We start from the raw sequence: 15836 nt of genomic DNA, 5'->3' as shown, positions 1-15836 counted from the left end.
AAAATTATGTTTCGCCGAGCTTGAATCACCCATTAATTGCGATAGCGATTTTTCTTAACTTATTCAGCAAGCCCTAAGTACATCTTTACCCTAGCATTTAGGGTATTGCATTTTTGAACTTTGAACAACTTTGCCTTTGTTCTGCTACTCCCTAGGTTTGAATTTCATTATAAATATATGCCATTCCGCCTCTTATGCCAGCAATTTTATATAACTAATTACTAATGAATAATGACTAATAAAAATAAATTCCCCGGTCTAACCAGGGAATGAAATACATTAAAAAAATAATTTTGTTTTAATAAATTGAAGATGCCAAAAAGCGGCGATAAGTTAGTAGCAGTCCTTGTTGATTTGAGAGTGGACGCCGGGGCGGGCATTCCTGTGCAGGTGCCGCACCCGATCGCATTTTCCAGTCTCAAGAAAACAGTTGCATTCATATTTGAGTACCAATTAAGCTTGGCTGCTGTTGCGAGTCTGGCTTGCCAGCTCCAACAGTTGCGCCCAGCGTTTTTGGACTTGTTTGGGAGTGCATTTGAGCGCCGTGGCGATCGCCTTATCGCTTTCTTGATTCCGCTTCATTTCTAACATTTGCTGCATTTCGGGCGCAAGTTGAGCGCGAAATGCTTCCCATTTGTCCGAAGTCATTCCCAGCTTTTGATCGACATCAGCGCCCAGCCATTCGTGAACGAGTTTCCAATTTTGAGTGCGGGCAAATTTTTCGACGTGGTACTTAAACCGCTGTTGCAAGTAGTCGCGCTGGCGGGAAGACAAACCGAGCACGCGGTCAATTTCCGAAGCCGAAAGGTCTTGCAATTTTAAAGTTAAGTAATTCACGCATTCTGGCTGATTTTGCGATTCCAGATAGGCGATTAATTCCGAGACTACTCGATCGCGCAGCACAGCATCAGCCGGATCGACAGTTTCCGATACCATTTGCTCGCGCACTTGTTGCAGCGCCGGAGAGCGGCTGTACATTTCCGCTTCTTCTCCCTTACCGGATTCTACAGCCATTTCAATGTCGATCGCAGTTTCCGGAGGCTGGCCCTTGGCAAATCCTTGAGCGCGCAACACGATCAGGCGTTGGCGGTTGCGGCCGGGCAAACCGATTTGGCGCTTGGCGTAGTGTTCGGTGAAAGCCATGTACTCAGCCAATTCTAGCTGTGTGCGGGGCTGGTAGGTGACATCGAGTTGGTGTTCGCGGCGAAAAGCTCGCAGAGATTCGATGTAAAAGCCTTGCAAAAAGTCTTCAATCATGTTGTAGCGAGCTTGGAAGTTCAAGTTCGATCGGAAAGAAGCAACATGGCGGTAAATCATAGCCGCGAGGTGAGAGTGCAGTTCGACGCGGCCTTGTTTGGAACCGAGGCGGTAGTATTGCAGGATTTTTTGGAACCGGTGCTCGGCCAAGGTGATTTGCCAAGCTTCAACTTCGCCGGAAATTTGGATGCGATCGCTTTTTTGGCAAATCCGTTCAACTTCCTTAGCAATCCGCATCGCCACTGTTTGAGCGCTGCGGCTGGCAGTTTTCATTTCGGCTTGCAATTCTTTGAGGGCGAAGTTAGCCAAAGCGAGGATATCGATGCTGGGAACAGTATTGATTTCAGCGGTTGGTTCCGGAATGCAGTTGAGCTCAGAAGCGGTGTTGCAGTTGACGGTGTTGGTGGCAGCTTTGACAGTCATGGCGTTTATCGGGTGGTAGGACACAGCGGGTGTGCGAGGACATTTCTCAGAGAGTGAGGTGGCAGTTGCTGGCGGTTTCGCTTGCTGTGCTGATTCAACTCTCTATACATTGAATATTACGGAAGTAGAGATAACCGCAGTGATGCCAGTGTTCCACTCTCTCATGCAACAGTTTTTGGCTGCTGAATCTGATTCTAAGCGCTGACTGTGGAATATTGGTTTTATTGCCATCAAAGCCTTACTGTACAAGCATTCTGAGCTGTTAGTCGTGTGGGGCGATCGCGAAAAAGATTGACGGTGTTCCAGGGCCGCTGAGTGGACGATTTACAAACTGGTTTTTTAAGGGTTTGAAGTTCTGGAATCGGGATGGGAGAAAATGTAGCGAAAACCGATGTCTTCTGAACCTACGCAACCGCAGTTAGGAAACCCGGTTAATCTGAAAATTTGCTTTTAGTAAAACGCGCAACGGCTTTTTTTGAACGAACCGCGAAGACGCAAATGACACGTTCGGCGAAGCCGTTCCCAAAGGGTAGGAAGATAAAAAAAAGTAGGATGTGGTGCGGTGAACAGAGAAGCCTGTCAACAAACTCACCCCGATTCTCTCTCTAATATCAAAGTCACCGGCCCGTCATTCTCGATCGAGACTTGCATCATCGCTCCAAACAAGCCTGTTTCAACTTTTAAGCCGCTCTGGCGCAACTTTTCGACAAATTTATCATAAATAATTTCGGCTCGTTCAGGAGCCGCTGCTAGATCGAAGGAAGGTCGCCGACCTTTGCGACAATCGCCGTAGAGCGTAAACTGACTGACAACCAGCAACTCGCCACCGATGTCTTGTACGGACTTGTCCCAGCGCCCGGTATCCGTAGCAGAGTCGGGAAACAAACGCAATTCTAGGCATTTGCGAGCCATCCAATCGAATTCTGCTTCGGTGTCGGTGTCTGCAATACCTACAAGCAAGTTAAGTCCGCGGCCAATTTTGCCGACAATTTGACCTTCTATTTCGACTTGAGATGATTTTACTCGCTGGATGATGACTCGCATTGACTTGCTTTTTGGTAGCGTCTTAGGATTATTTGAACAGCAGCGCAATCGCCGTGTCGCTATGAAAATGAAAACGGTCCGATACACCGATGTCGGCAAATTCCAACAATTATGGTCGAAGTAGGAAATTCAGGGTTAATACATCTTCTTTTTGCCTAAATCTTGTTCAGAAATGAATCCAATTGAATGGCAGTGGCAATATATCAAAAAAAATCAACTAGCCGGAAAAATGTTTGAGGATGAATTAGAGCTCGCTTATGCTGTAATTCATGGGGTATAAGTTAGAGCAGAAAAAGGAAAGTATACTACAGAAGCTGTTCAATTTAACTCCCATTAAGTTACTTAATCCTTCCTTACATACTTGTAAATATTTCCCTTGACTTACTTAATCACTAATCACCAATCACCAAGGACTCCCAATCATCACAAAAGCCGACCAATAATAAGGATGCGACAACTTTAAATCCGCAAACCCTTGCAGCGAAGCCGGCAACTCCACCCCCTCACCCCGACTCAAACCCCGCAATCTGCCACCCTCCAAACGCACATCTCCCCGCAACATCGCAATTTGCGCTTGTCGCAGCGCCGCCCCCTTAATTCGCGCCGTCTTCAACTGCTGGTAAAACTCACTCATCAATCCCAAAGTACCTTCATCACTCACGTACCACAAACTTCCCAAAGCCGTTTGCACCCCCGCTTGCAGCGCCAACCCCCCGAAACCCAACTCCGCCTGTGCATCTCCCACCGCAGTCCGACAAGCACTTAAAACTAACATATTCACCTGCGGATCATTCAATTTCAAATCTCGCAATTGATCCAGTCGCAGCCGACTATTCCACAACTGAATAAAAGAATTATTCGGTGATCCAGGTCGAAATTCACCGTGAGTAGCTAAGTGAATAATGCCAAAAGGCCGGCTTTGATGCTGTCGCTTCAAATTATCCAAAGTGAAACCCTCATTTAGAAAAGTAACTCCCGGCCACTCTCTAGAAATAGCGGCTATTTCAGCAGGAACCGCAGGCAAAGGATTCAACTCGGAAAATTCCGAGGCACCCATTGCTAAAACTTGAGAATTTCTCAGATCGACGTAGCGAGTATCTGTTAAATTAATGCTGGGCATCAGGCTGAGACTGTACTTTTCTACCAAAAATTGGTGTCCGTCGTGCAAAGCAGCAAAGGGCATACCTCTCAAACCTCGATCGACAACAAAGGAAATAGTATCGGTTTCGCAGTGTTTCAAACTGTCCTCTAAAGGCGCAATGATCCACTTATAAAGCTGTTGGGAAGATGGTAGATAACTCGTAGTAGCCCGCACCCCCGGTTTGGTAATCTCATCCCTGAACTGAGTGACAACTTTCAGCAGTTGTGCCCGGTTCGCAGCCGGCACACTTTTGTGAACCACTTCACCGCAAGAAGTAATCAGCATTAAATTTAATTCTTCGGGCTGCGAGAATAGATAAATTAAGCTGGGTTTCGTGCTGGTTTGTGCGCCCACCGATGCTAACTTTGTTTTAATTTCCTCTGGGGATACCAACTCGTTACTGATGTTTATCCCTAAATATTCCCCAAATTCTTGGCTGAAAGATTTGTCCAGCAGAGACAAAGCTGCCGATATTTTTCCGGTCTCCAAATTCCTGCCGATGTCACCCCGAAATGCTGACTGAATAACTGAATCTCTGATATTTGAATTGAGGAAATTTCTCATTTCTCTGGGAGAGTGCATTCTTTCGGGGGGCATCCTTTCTCCGGGTTTTCCTATATCTCGCGATATTCTGTTTTGGTTCTGCCGCTGTTCGCGACTAAAGGGTTGGTTGCGATCGGGAAAAACCCGGTTTCTATCTAATGGAAATCTACCGCTTGGCGATGGTGGCGGAGGATTTGTACCGGGTTGATTTATATCGGGTTGATTTGTACCGGGTTGATTTGTACCGGGTTGATTTATACCGGGTTGATTTATACCGGGTTGATTTATACCGGGTTGATTTGTACCGGGTTGATTTGTACCGGGTTGATTTGTACCGGGTTGATTTATACCGGGTTGATTTGTACCGGGTTGATTTATACCGGGTTGATTTGTACCGGGTTGATTTGTACCGGGTTGATTTGTACCGGGTTGATTTGTAGTGACGATCGCACTATTGCCTTGAGTGTAAGAATTTATGAAAGATCGGCCCTGAGTAATCGTACCCACAGGATTACTGGCGATCGCCCCAGCAGTACCGTTAGTCGTCGCATCTCCCACCGCAAAAGGCGTCGGCGGAGTGGCATCGCCGCCCCCGTGGCGGATCGTAACTGTACCGGGTTGAGTGTCGCCAAGAGTCGAGATGCTAACAGGAGTGCCGTTTTGGTCAAAACTACCCGTCACTCGCACTAAAGCCGGAGTTGCGAGTTCAACATTACTGCCCGGAGCATTGATCGATGCAACCCTAATATCATTTTGAGCGTTAAGATTTACTGTAGAAGTGCGATCGGTGCTAACAACAGGATTAACATTTATTTGCCCAATTCGGATTTCGTTTCCAGCTAAAATTCCGACACTTTCAACTGCACTTATATTACCAGTGCTGACGGTTCCCCTGGCGCTAGCGACATCAACTGCAACTCCCTGTAACTCCCCTGAATTCACATCCAGCGGTGCAGTTAAATTGACATTTCCTGTTGTAGCATCCGTATTGCCAATATTAATACTTCCAGAATTGCTAGTTACATTAACTCCAACTCCTCGCAAATCCCCTGAATTGACATCCAGCGGTGCTGTTAAATTGACAGTATTTTCTGTTGCTGTAGCGCTTCCAATATCCATACTTCCCGAAGAGCTATTTACATTAACTCTTGTTCCCAGCAAATCCCCCGAATTTACATTTCCCGATCCTCTTATATTAATATTCCCAATAGATGTAGTATTACCGATCGCAATATTTCCGCTATCGCTCTTGAGTTCCACTGCTCCCCCGAGCAAACTCCCTGAATTTAAGTTGCTGGTCGCTCTCAAAGCAATCGTAGCCTCCGGAGCATTTATCGAATCAACACTAATATTATTTAGGGCGTCCAGATTGACTACGGGAATGATGGGATTAACTGGATTTGTGGTGACAGGATTAACAGTTATTGCCCCCGGGCTGATGTCCTGTCCGGCTACAATTCTGACATCTCCCGAAGTAGCGATCGCACCCGTATTAACACTCCCATTGGTGCTGCTAGCACTGACAGTCGCAGCGGTTAGATTGCCAACCGTTAAGTCCCTAAAAGCTGTCAAATTGATATTCTCGGTTGCTGTAATATTGACTGGTGTAGTATTAGGAACAATGATATTGGCATCAGTCAAAACTCCCAATGCTCCGGAGTTACTGGTAATATCAACTTTAGAACCCTGCAAAGTCCCAAAATTCACATTGCCAAAAGCTTTAAGTTCGATCGCCCCGGAATTTCCAGTATCGATCGATCCTGTGACGATATTACCCCGAACAGTATTCAGACTAATACTGCCGTTGATATCAGCACGAGAAATGTCACTTGTCAAGATAATATTGTCATTAGCTTGAATATTAATTGTCGAACTAGATGTTAATCTGCCCCCAACTAGCACTTCTGCTTCCCTACTTTCTACACTAATTTGACCGCCATTAATATCTCTAGTTGCGATATTTCCCAGCGCTGACAAAATTATCGGCCCACCTGCTGAAATATTTTCAACTGAAATCAAATTGCTTGATAAAATTGGATTTGTAAAGATTGAATCTTCACCTAAACTGTTACTAACAGGATTTAGCAGAGTTGCCACTCCCGCCCGCAAAATTAAGGCGGGACTGCTGCTTAAAATAGCAATATCTGGATCGTCGGGATTCACATTTTCCCTACCCAATGCAATATCAGGGCCGGTAATTGTAATATCCTCGGCAACAATGCTCCCCTTCGCCTCGACTTTCAGCGAAGCACCAGTATAATCTCCAAAGAAAACATCTCCTTCCGAACTGATAATCGGGTCAAATAAACTTACGAAATTTCCCGGCATTCCTGACAAATTCCGCACCGAGAAATTGCCCCCCGAAACAAAGTGGGAATCCCCCGAAATAACACCGTTGCTCACCAAACTCAAATTGCCACCGCTTTGGAATTGCGGGGGAAGAGATGAGCCGCCGATCGCATTTTGAGTGAGAATATCAATAGTGCGATCGGCTTGAATGTATAAATTCCCCCCAGCCTGCGCCAAAAAAGGATTCTGGGTGCTGTCCCTGACCCGCACCGCATCCCCACCCAGCAAACTCAAATTCCCCGTAGTTTGCAGCCTAGCACCCGCTAACGTGAGATTTTCCGCAGCCCATAAATTCGCACTTCCCGCATTCAACTGCGGCAGCCCAGACACATTAGCAGCAATCGCCACATCCCCAGAATTTACCTGCAAACCAGAACCCACAAGCCTCACAGAACCGTCATCAGCAACCGCAACACCAGCCGCCTGATTTTGCCCCGTACCTGTCAGCAACTGCGGCAAAGAAATAGGATTCAAAGTCTGTTTAGAATTACCAACATTCCCGCCAGTTGCTATTTCCAAACTCAACAGATGCCCTGGTTGACTAATTCGCAAAACCTGAGCTCCCGGAACCGCAGCAACAGTAATTTGCCCGCCCGGGGCCGACAACTGCCCGGTACTAACAACCGTACCGCCAAGCAAAGCCAAATTTTGCCCCGGAGTCACAGCTAAATTGCCAGCATTAACAATACTTCCCGGTACACCCGCACCAAAATTAAAAGCATTTGGCGTACCCACCAAGGCGCTAAAATTATTTGTACCCGCAGCATTAAACCAATTAGAACCAAAACCGACACCAGTAGCAGTAGTTGCAGTAAAAGCCGCCGGCACATTCAAACTCGCGTTCGGGCCAAACACAATCCCCGCAGGATTAATTAGAAACAGATTAGAATTGCCGCCCGTGACAGTAATTAAACCGTTAATTAGCGAAGCCTCCCCGCCAGCAATTCGAGCTAATATATTTTGAATAGCCGAATTTGTCAGAAAATTAGCAATTTGACCTTCATTCAAGCCGAACTGCCCAAAACTGTGAAAAAGATTCGCGCCGTCTCCCGACAAACTGCCCCCGTTGATGTCATAGCGGTTGCCGCTGGGGGTGACAACAGTACCCGTACCATCAGCAGCAGGCACTATGGGCTGTGCTTGCGCGAAAGTATTAAAAATTAACAAAGAAAACGGACAAATAAATAGCGCAACCTTTTTAATCTTTAAGTTGGCATTTTTCATAGCAGTAAGTAAAACTATCTCAATTGCCTTAATTATCGCACTTGCAAACAACTTACCCCTAAATAACAAATTAATTCGCTCATGACAACTCCCAAAATCAAAAGCCTCTACACAGACGGCGCTTGTTCCGGCAACCCAGGCCCAGGTGGCTGGGGTGCAGTAGTTTGTTTCGCCGACGGCAACTGTCACGAACTTGGGGGTGGAGACCCTCAAACTACTAACAACCGCATGGAAATGCAGGCCGCCGTCGCTGCGCTGGAATTTTTTGCGAATTCCGGTCAAACCGAACCAGTCACCGTTTACACCGACAGCGAATACGTTAAAAACGGCATCACTAAATGGATTCAAGGCTGGAAAAATAAGGGCTGGAAAACCTCAACCGGAAAAGATGTTGTCAACCAAGACCTCTGGCATCTGCTAGACAAGCTGAATTCCCGGCAAATCAAGTGGGAACACGTCCGCGGCCACTCCGGGGACTACTACAACGACAGATGCGATGAAATTGCCCGCAACTTCTCGCACAATCTCACTCCCGAACTGCAACAGCGCAAACCAACTGTAGGCGAGACTCAGGCGGACACTTTTGTCAGCGCGGCCACATCGCCCCTAGGTTCGGAAAACACAATTGTTTGGGAAGAAACGGACACAACTGGTAACAAAACGATAGAATCCTATGTCATAACTTCTGACCTTCCGATCTCCCACTCTACCATGATGGATTCAACTGCCGATACCCTGGAGAACTTGCCCCGCGAGGTGAGGGTTCAAGACCTCCGCAATCTGATCGAAACGTTGCACATCGCCGACGAGGTTGCGACGAAAGGCTACTTGATTACCAGTTCTGAACTGGCTGATTTGATGGATGTAAATGCCAGCGCTGTCACCAGTCGTGGAGACAACTGGGTTTGGCGAAATTGGGTAGTTTCGCGGGTGCGGCGCGAAGGCAACCAAATTCTCTGGCAATTAGAGAGAATCGACCACGTTAGTACAACTGATTAGTGGTTAGTCATGAGTTATTAGTTTATTAATGACTGATGACTAATGACTGTCTCCAAGCAAGATTGGGCCAAATTCCGTAGGGACACAACATTGTTGTGTCCTTTTAGTCATCAGTCATCAGTCATTAAATTGGAATGGTAGGCATTCACTCTTCTATATTGAAAACCATCTGCGTTGCATCTGCGCTTTCCCTATTAGGGAGCATCTCATATTTGTAAAAATACTTCTTCTGCCTCCTTACTTCTGTCTCCAGGTTCCTAGCTCCTAACTCCTAACTCCAATTGCTAGCTTGGCTGCCTGCAAAAGTAAGATGCTCTCCCCTATTAAACATTTCCAACAATTAGACTATGAGTGCGATCGCTTCCATATTATCAAAGAATTGTCGCTTCACTTTCATGAGTCAACTTGGGGAACATATAGAAAAAAAACCTCATAAACCACAAGGCTATTAGATCTAGGATATGACTAACTCAAGGGGCTAATTACTCATGCTGAAAATCTGCATAACCAGCAAAAAAAAATCAACATAGAAAAACCTGAAACGATCGCCCAAAGCAGTAAAGTCAGGCTCACCGTTTAAAAGAGTCCTTAAGAGTTCAACTTGCTCTCTCTATTTTTAGTTGATTGATAGAGTGCGATAGCGATGCGGGCCGACTAAACTTAAATTCCAACACAAACAAAATCTGCATGGGAGTAAAAAGGCGATGAGTGTTCATATTGGCACTTCAGGTTGGAGTTACGACCATTGGGAAGGTGTGCTTTATCCCCACCAGCTACCGCCACGCTCTAGGCTCGATCGCTATATCCAGCACTATCAAACCGTCGAAGTTAATAGCACCTACTACCACTGGCCACCAAACACTACCTTTGCTAACTGGCGAGAGCGCCTCCCCCAAGGATTTCTCATGACCGTAAAAGCGCCCCGTGGTCTAACGCACTCCAAGCGTCTTTACTCGCCAGAACAGTGGTTGGAACGGATGAGTGAGGGACTTCAATGCTTGGACTCACGACTGGGTATTCTACTCGTCCAGCTTTCTCCCCAGTTCAGCTGCGACTCGGCCCGCCTAGCCTACTTTCTAGAACAGGTGCCCCCCTGGATCAAAGTAGCTGTTGAATTCCGACACCCAAGCTGGCACACAGAAGAGGTATTTTCGCTGCTGGAACGCTCTGGAGCGGCTTACTGCGTGATGAGCGGAGCCCACCTTCCGTGTATCCTCCGCGCAACGGGCTCATTCGTCTATGTCCGCCTCCACGGCCCCGACGCCAACAATCTCTACGGTGGCTCCTACTCGGATGATGATTTGCATTGGTGGACCGATCGCATCCACGAGTGGGAAAGTCAGGGGCGAAGTGTGTTTGTCTACTTCAACAACGACGGAGAGGGAAATGCAGTTCGGAACGCTTCAAAGCTAAAAACCTTTGTGGAGAAGGGTATTTCCTGACAAGCGAAGATTGAGAGCGTTCCCATTGTTGGGAGCACATTCAAAAATGCTTCGCAGTTCCCGGAAGCTAAATTAGTTCGCCGACTGCGTTTTTGGTTGGTTCAATTCCCTGCACTTAGCATTTGCCAGTTCGCAAGCGTTTTGATAGTCACTTCTACCCAACATCAAATCCCCATAGTAGCTGTCATATCAATTGCAGTTGCACCGGAATTATTGTTGACTGTTGACTGATGACTGATGACTAATGACTGTTGATTCGATTTGACAATTCTGATGCTAGCGGAGTTGATATCAGGAGCAGCGTTTTCGCTTGGCGCGCGATCGATCACAAGCTGGCGTTGGCTGTTCTAGGCCGCAGAACTTCGAGATTCAGCTCTAGTTTTTCTCCCAGCCACAAAGAATGTTTCGTATGGTCCGCCAGATCATCGCCGGTTTCGGGATGCACGAGAATATCTAACCCCTCGCGATGCAGCATTAACCAAGGAACGACTTTGCCAAATTGCGAGGGTAAAAATGCAACTTGATACATCGCTTGGGAGTGGGGACCAATGGGTTTGTCATGCCAACGCCCAAGCTGCACCTCAAACTGAGTCAATCCTTGGCGTACGCGCGCTGCGACATCGCGATTATCAGCGTTGAAGTAAATATGTGCGTGAAAACCAACAATTTCGATAGTGTCTTCTTTCATCATTTTCAGTGGGGTATTGAGCGGACATCTGCACAACACGGCTGTTAATTTCAGGCTAACTTGGTGAAGGCCACTTAGGAGGTGTGAGTTGCGGGCATACAAGAGGCAGCAATCGCACTCTTAGGGATTTGGGGCATGGCCGGCGGGTTTTAGTCATGGTGACAAGAGATTCAGCCAAGCTGGACACTCGCTTTCTTCTCGAACTTATGTTAACTGTGAATAAAAACTCGAACAAATTCTCTGCTTTCTTACCCATTCTAGCACTGGGCTTTGTTCTAGCCCCTGCACTAGCCTGGATAGTTGAGCCAACATCTCTTTCCTCTGGCTGTTAACTGTTGACTGTTGGCTGTTGAAGGAGGGGTTGAAAAACTGAAGGAAGGTTGAGTGTTGACTGTTGACTCGATTTTACGCCCGACGATGAAGTGCGCATTGGATATAAGCTATAGGCGACATCCCACAACCTCAAAACGGATTTCTAAGGCAGAACGGGAGAATCGAGCGAGCAAAACTCAGGCGACGATTTCCTGCGTACAAGTACAAAATAAATCAGTATACTGGCGAAGGATATTCAAATAACAGCATAATTAGATAAATATTTACACATATCAAGGAGGAAGAACATTCGATGCGAAAATTAAACAGTTCAAAGTTGCTCGCCTTACTAATTGGCACAGCAGTCATTTTTGGGATTTTGGTAACATCAGTTAGCGCTCAAGCGAAACTCACAGAGCGATCGAAACTAGCAATTAATGGAATTGGGCCAATTCGGGTTGGTATGACAGTTGATGAAGCGTCAAAAGCAGGTGGGATTAGATTAATTAGAAGTGGGAGTGGTGATATTGACGAGTATCAGTGTTCCTACGTTCAACCAAAAGGAGAGCCAAAAGGAATTGCTTTTATGGTAACAAAGGGTCGCATTGCCAGAGTGGATATTAGCAGCAAGCGCATTACCACCATCAGTGGAGCTAGAATCGGGGATAATGAAAAACGAATTTTATCTTTATATCTAGGGCAAATTAAAGCAACTCCTCATCATTATATAAGCCGCCCACCAGACAATGGAAAATATCTAACTTTCGTCCCTAAAGATGCGGCTGACAAAAACTACCGCATAATTTTTGAGACTAGCAAAAATCGTGTAGATAGGTTCCGTTCGGGTAAACTTCCTGAAGTTGAGTATATAGAAGGCTGTTCGTAATAGGCTCAAAAAACTCTTAATCATGTGACATCTACCTCAACAGCCGACAGCACTTTGGGTTCCATCTCGTACAAATAATTCAGAAGAAGCTTGGCATCGGGAAACACGAAATACTCCGTCAAACGATTTTAGATTTTAGATTTTAGATTTTAGATTAAAGAATTGAAGCATTGACCCCACGGATAAATTCGGGGGGCAAGTTTCATCAGATACAGGTTTTTTATTTCTGGGTCCTGAGTCTGCTTTCGGAATGAATCCGGGGGCTTGTATCCTGGATGCTTTCACTCAGCGTGCCGATGCGGTAATTGAACGCTTTGTAGTCGATCGCCCCATCCAGGAAATCTCGATATCGATCGCCTGCAATAGCCAACAGATGCAAAAATAATTAGAGACTACTTAACATCAGTCGCAGTTAAAAGAAAGAATCCAACTGTAAGCCAGTGCTCCAAACCCTCATAAAATGAGTGATTTCCCATCAAAAATCTCAAATCGAAAATAGCATGAGTCCCAACTTGCGAACAGTCATTGCTACCAGGTATGTCACTCCCTTGCGCGAAGGCGGATCGCTGCCGGCGATCGTCGAAGCAGATGATGATGGTATGTACGTGCTCAAATTTCGCGGTGCCGGCCAGGGAGCCAAATCTCTGATCGCGGAGCTAGTGGCGGGAGAGATTGCTCGCGCTTCCGGACTCCCAATCCCCGAACTCGTCTTTGTTGAACTCGATCCCGAACTGGCTCGCACTGAGCCTGACCCGGAAATTCAAGATTTGATCCGAGCAAGTGCTGGTCTCAACCTCGCCCTCGACTATCTCCCGGGCTCCATCACTTTTGACCCGATAGCGGGCAAGTCTGAGGCGGATCTGGCCTCAGAAATCGTCTGGTTCGATGCTTTTGTGACTAACATCGATCGCACGCCGCGCAATGCAAATATGCTGGTATGGCACCGACGGCTTTGGCTGATCGATCACGGTGCGGCCCTCTACTTCCACCACACCTGGAAAGATTATCTCTCGCGCAGCCGCGATCGTTTCCCTCCAATCAAAGACCACGTTCTGCTGCGTTTTGCCAGCACCCTGGAAGCGGCAAATTCAAAGATGAGTCAAACGCTAACCCCTGACATCATTCGCAACATCGTTAAACTAATTCCTGATACTTGGCTGGTGGGAGATTCTCCTTTCAGCGATAGCAATCAACATCGGGATGCTTATATTGAGTACCTGCTAAATCGGCTAGAATCACCACATATTTTTTTGGAGGAAGCGATTAGTGCCCGATCGATTTCTGTATGATTATGCCATTATCCGCGTCGTTCCCAAAGTCGAGCGCGAGGAGTTTATCAACGTCGGGGCGATCGTTTCCTGCGGTACGAAAAAATTCCTCGAAGCCCGTATCGAAATAGATGAACAGCGCTTGATGGCGATCGACTCAACGTTGGATCTGGAAATGATTCGCAATCACCTAGCAGTCATTCCCATCATTTGTGCAGGTGGCAAGGAATCTGGTGCGATCGGTCAACTTCCCCACAGAGAGCGGTTTCACTGGCTCGTAGCACCCCGCAGTACGATCGTTCAGACATCGCGCGTACACACTGGTTTTTGCCAGAATCTACCGGGTGCGATCGAACACTTGCTCGATACAATGGTGCGATCGTCTTGCCGAAAACCATCTGTAAACGCTCGGTTGCTAGTGGCGGGAATTGACACTCAGGAGATGCGATCGCACTCTAGTTAGCGTCAGCTTGTCGGTTAGATGCTGCTTTGAGCTTGGTAGGCGCTCTATCCATTTCGGAAAACACTCAGAATATCCGAATTATTCATATCTCTCTTCTCGACCTCTCTACCTCTGCGTGAATCTGGTTCAATCTCTTGTCATCTGCGGTTTATACATTCTCTTTTTTTAACCGCTGATGAGGGCAGATCAACACAGATTAACGCAGATGAATTAGATGGATTCCGGTTACACCGTCGGTGAGCGTTGACTGTTGGCTGGATTTGACAATTCCCATGCTACAGGATTTGATATAACTTTTCTAAAGTCTTAACCGCAGTTTCGCAAGGTAGAAAGATGATGCACAGTGAACCGACAAATATGACTTTCCCTCTCTGGGGTTTAGCAATTTTCATTTTGTGGACGATCGCAGTTGTTGTTATGCTGCTGACTGTCAGAATTCGGCATCTATCTGCGGGTGGATCTGTAAAAGATTTCGGCACACAGAACGATGACAGCTTACTTTGGCGACTATTTCGAGTACAATCCAACTTGATAGAAAACCTGCCTTTGTATTTAGGAGTTGTTTTTCTTCTAACCGTTAGGGGTGTTTCAGGAACAGCAGTAGATTTGCTGATTGTTGTGTACATTCTATTTCGGCTGGTACATTCAGCGATTCACATCGCTGGCCTCGATCCAAAGTTTCGGTTGTTCAGCTTAGTAATTCAGTTAAGCTGTTTGGTCGCGTTAACTATTATGGCAGTTTTGTAGGTGAGAAATTACGCGGCACATATATAGTAGGGTGCGTCAGGGGCAAACCTTTATTGTTTCTTACACAGCGTAAGTCAGACGCACCTTACAAGTCGATCGCCCCTGTGACATTACTGTCTGTGATTTGGCTAAATTATCGAAGTTTATGAACCGAATATATCGTGCGATCGCTGTTATTTTAATTGTATTAGGCTGCACTATTTCAGTTTTAGTTCAGCCACTGCAATCAGCCTTGACCGTGCCACCTATAGTGCCAAAATCTTCACCTCGCGGAGGAGATTTGGCTCAGACAATTAATTTTGGACGGCACTTTCAAGAGCTAGGAGTGGAAGGTTCGATCGCGATTTACGATTTGAATAGCGATCGGCTTTATCAACACAACCCGCAACGTAACGCCACAGCTTTTTTACCCGCATCTACATTTAAGATTGTCAACTCTCTGATTTCCTTAGAAACAGGGGTAATTTCAGATGAGCTTGCCGTTCTAACTTGGGATGGAATTCAAAGGCAAATTTCCGGATGGAATCGAGACTTGAATATGAGAGAAGCCATAAAACTTTCCGCCGTTTGGTTTTACCAAGTTCTCGCCCGCCGAGTGGGACACGAACAAATGCAAAAATGGGTAGCTAAAGTCGGTTATGGCAACCAAAAAATCGGTAACAAAGACGATATTGACAAATTTTGGTTAGAGGGAGAACTGCGAATCACACCCAACGAGCAAATTCAATTTCTCCGCCGTCTCTACAAAAATGACTTACCCTTTTCTGAGCGATCGCTGTCTCTGGTTAAAGACATCATAGTTGTCGAAAAAACTCCCGATTATATCATTAGAGCAAAGACAGGCTGGGTAAGCTTTGGAGAACAAACCGGGCAGGAAATTGGCTGGTATGTAGGTTATTTAGAGAATAATAAAAATGTTTACTTTTTTGCTACAAACATTAACATCCGCAACAATAATGACGCATCCGCAAGACAGGGTAAGCTCATCTAATTTGGTATAAATTGTACTTGACAATGACTCAAATGAGTGTTCTTAAGTCAAGTCGCTAT

The 15836-nt window shown here is 46.3% G+C and carries 12 protein-coding genes; 8 read left to right on the top strand and 4 right to left on the bottom strand.

Going from position 1 to position 15836, the window contains the following annotated elements; translation table 11 throughout:
* Positions 1–453 precede the first annotated feature (453 nt).
* From QUA45_RS24225 to QUA45_RS24215, 3 genes are all read right to left on the bottom strand, one after another.
* Positions 454–1680 carry a HetZ-related protein gene (locus QUA45_RS24225; protein WP_333222315.1) on the bottom strand — a complete coding sequence of 409 codons (1227 nt, stop codon included), beginning with the start codon at positions 1678–1680 and terminating at the stop codon, positions 454–456.
* A gap of 588 nt (positions 1681–2268) precedes the next feature.
* Positions 2269–2724: a D-aminoacyl-tRNA deacylase gene (gene dtd, locus QUA45_RS24220; RefSeq protein ID WP_333222314.1), complete on the bottom strand. Its 456-nt coding sequence runs from the start codon at positions 2722–2724 to the stop codon at positions 2269–2271.
* A gap of 403 nt (positions 2725–3127) precedes the next feature.
* Positions 3128–7981: a CHAT domain-containing protein gene (locus QUA45_RS24215; RefSeq protein ID WP_333222313.1), complete on the bottom strand. Its 4854-nt coding sequence runs from the start codon at positions 7979–7981 to the stop codon at positions 3128–3130.
* A gap of 81 nt (positions 7982–8062) precedes the next feature.
* On the opposite strand from QUA45_RS24215, the gene rnhA reads away from it, so the two are divergent.
* Both rnhA and QUA45_RS24205 read left to right on the top strand, forming a co-directional pair.
* Positions 8063–8980, top strand: coding sequence for a ribonuclease HI (gene rnhA / locus QUA45_RS24210; protein ID WP_333100649.1), 918 nt, complete (start codon positions 8063–8065; stop codon positions 8978–8980).
* A 704-nt stretch (positions 8981–9684) separates the two neighbouring features.
* Positions 9685–10422, top strand: a complete 738-nt coding sequence (locus tag QUA45_RS24205; RefSeq protein WP_333100648.1) for a DUF72 domain-containing protein — start codon at positions 9685–9687, stop codon at positions 10420–10422.
* Positions 10423–10747: 325 nt separating this feature from the next.
* Here the strand turns inward: QUA45_RS24205 and QUA45_RS24200 are convergent, their stop codons facing one another.
* Positions 10748–11113 carry a DOPA 4,5-dioxygenase family protein gene (locus tag QUA45_RS24200; protein ID WP_333100646.1) on the bottom strand — a complete coding sequence of 122 codons (366 nt, stop codon included), beginning with the start codon at positions 11111–11113 and terminating at the stop codon, positions 10748–10750.
* Positions 11114–11735: 622 nt separating this feature from the next.
* Here QUA45_RS24200 and QUA45_RS24195 point away from each other — a divergent pair.
* From QUA45_RS24195 to blaOXA, 6 genes are all read left to right on the top strand, one after another.
* Positions 11736–12308 carry a hypothetical protein gene (locus tag QUA45_RS24195; RefSeq protein ID WP_333222312.1) on the top strand — a complete coding sequence of 191 codons (573 nt, stop codon included), beginning with the start codon at positions 11736–11738 and terminating at the stop codon, positions 12306–12308.
* 250 nt (positions 12309–12558) lie between these two features.
* On the top strand, positions 12559–12693 hold the full coding sequence (locus tag QUA45_RS24190) for a hypothetical protein (RefSeq protein WP_333100643.1): 135 nt from the start codon (positions 12559–12561) through the stop codon (positions 12691–12693).
* A gap of 115 nt (positions 12694–12808) precedes the next feature.
* Positions 12809–13597, top strand: coding sequence for a HipA family kinase (locus QUA45_RS24185; RefSeq protein ID WP_333100642.1), 789 nt, complete (start codon positions 12809–12811; stop codon positions 13595–13597).
* Positions 13575–14039, top strand: coding sequence for a DUF3037 domain-containing protein (locus QUA45_RS24180; protein WP_333100641.1), 465 nt, complete (start codon positions 13575–13577; stop codon positions 14037–14039). The genes QUA45_RS24185 and QUA45_RS24180 overlap by 23 nt, the downstream gene beginning before the upstream one ends.
* Positions 14040–14372: 333 nt before the next feature.
* Complete coding sequence (locus QUA45_RS24175) at positions 14373–14786, top strand: MAPEG family protein (RefSeq protein WP_333100640.1); 414 nt, start codon at positions 14373–14375, stop codon at positions 14784–14786.
* A gap of 145 nt (positions 14787–14931) precedes the next feature.
* The gene (gene blaOXA, locus QUA45_RS24170) at positions 14932–15777 is read left to right on the top strand and encodes a class D beta-lactamase (protein ID WP_333222311.1); all 846 of its coding nucleotides are present in this window, start codon (positions 14932–14934) and stop codon (positions 15775–15777) included.
* Positions 15778–15836: the final 59 nt, after the last annotated feature.

This window comes from Microcoleus sp. Pol12A5, assembly GCF_036701435.1.
GTDB lineage: Bacteria > Cyanobacteriota > Cyanobacteriia > Cyanobacteriales > Microcoleaceae > Microcoleus.
Note: the sequence above shows the minus strand (reverse complement) of the source record. Positions and strands in the feature narration are given on the sequence as shown.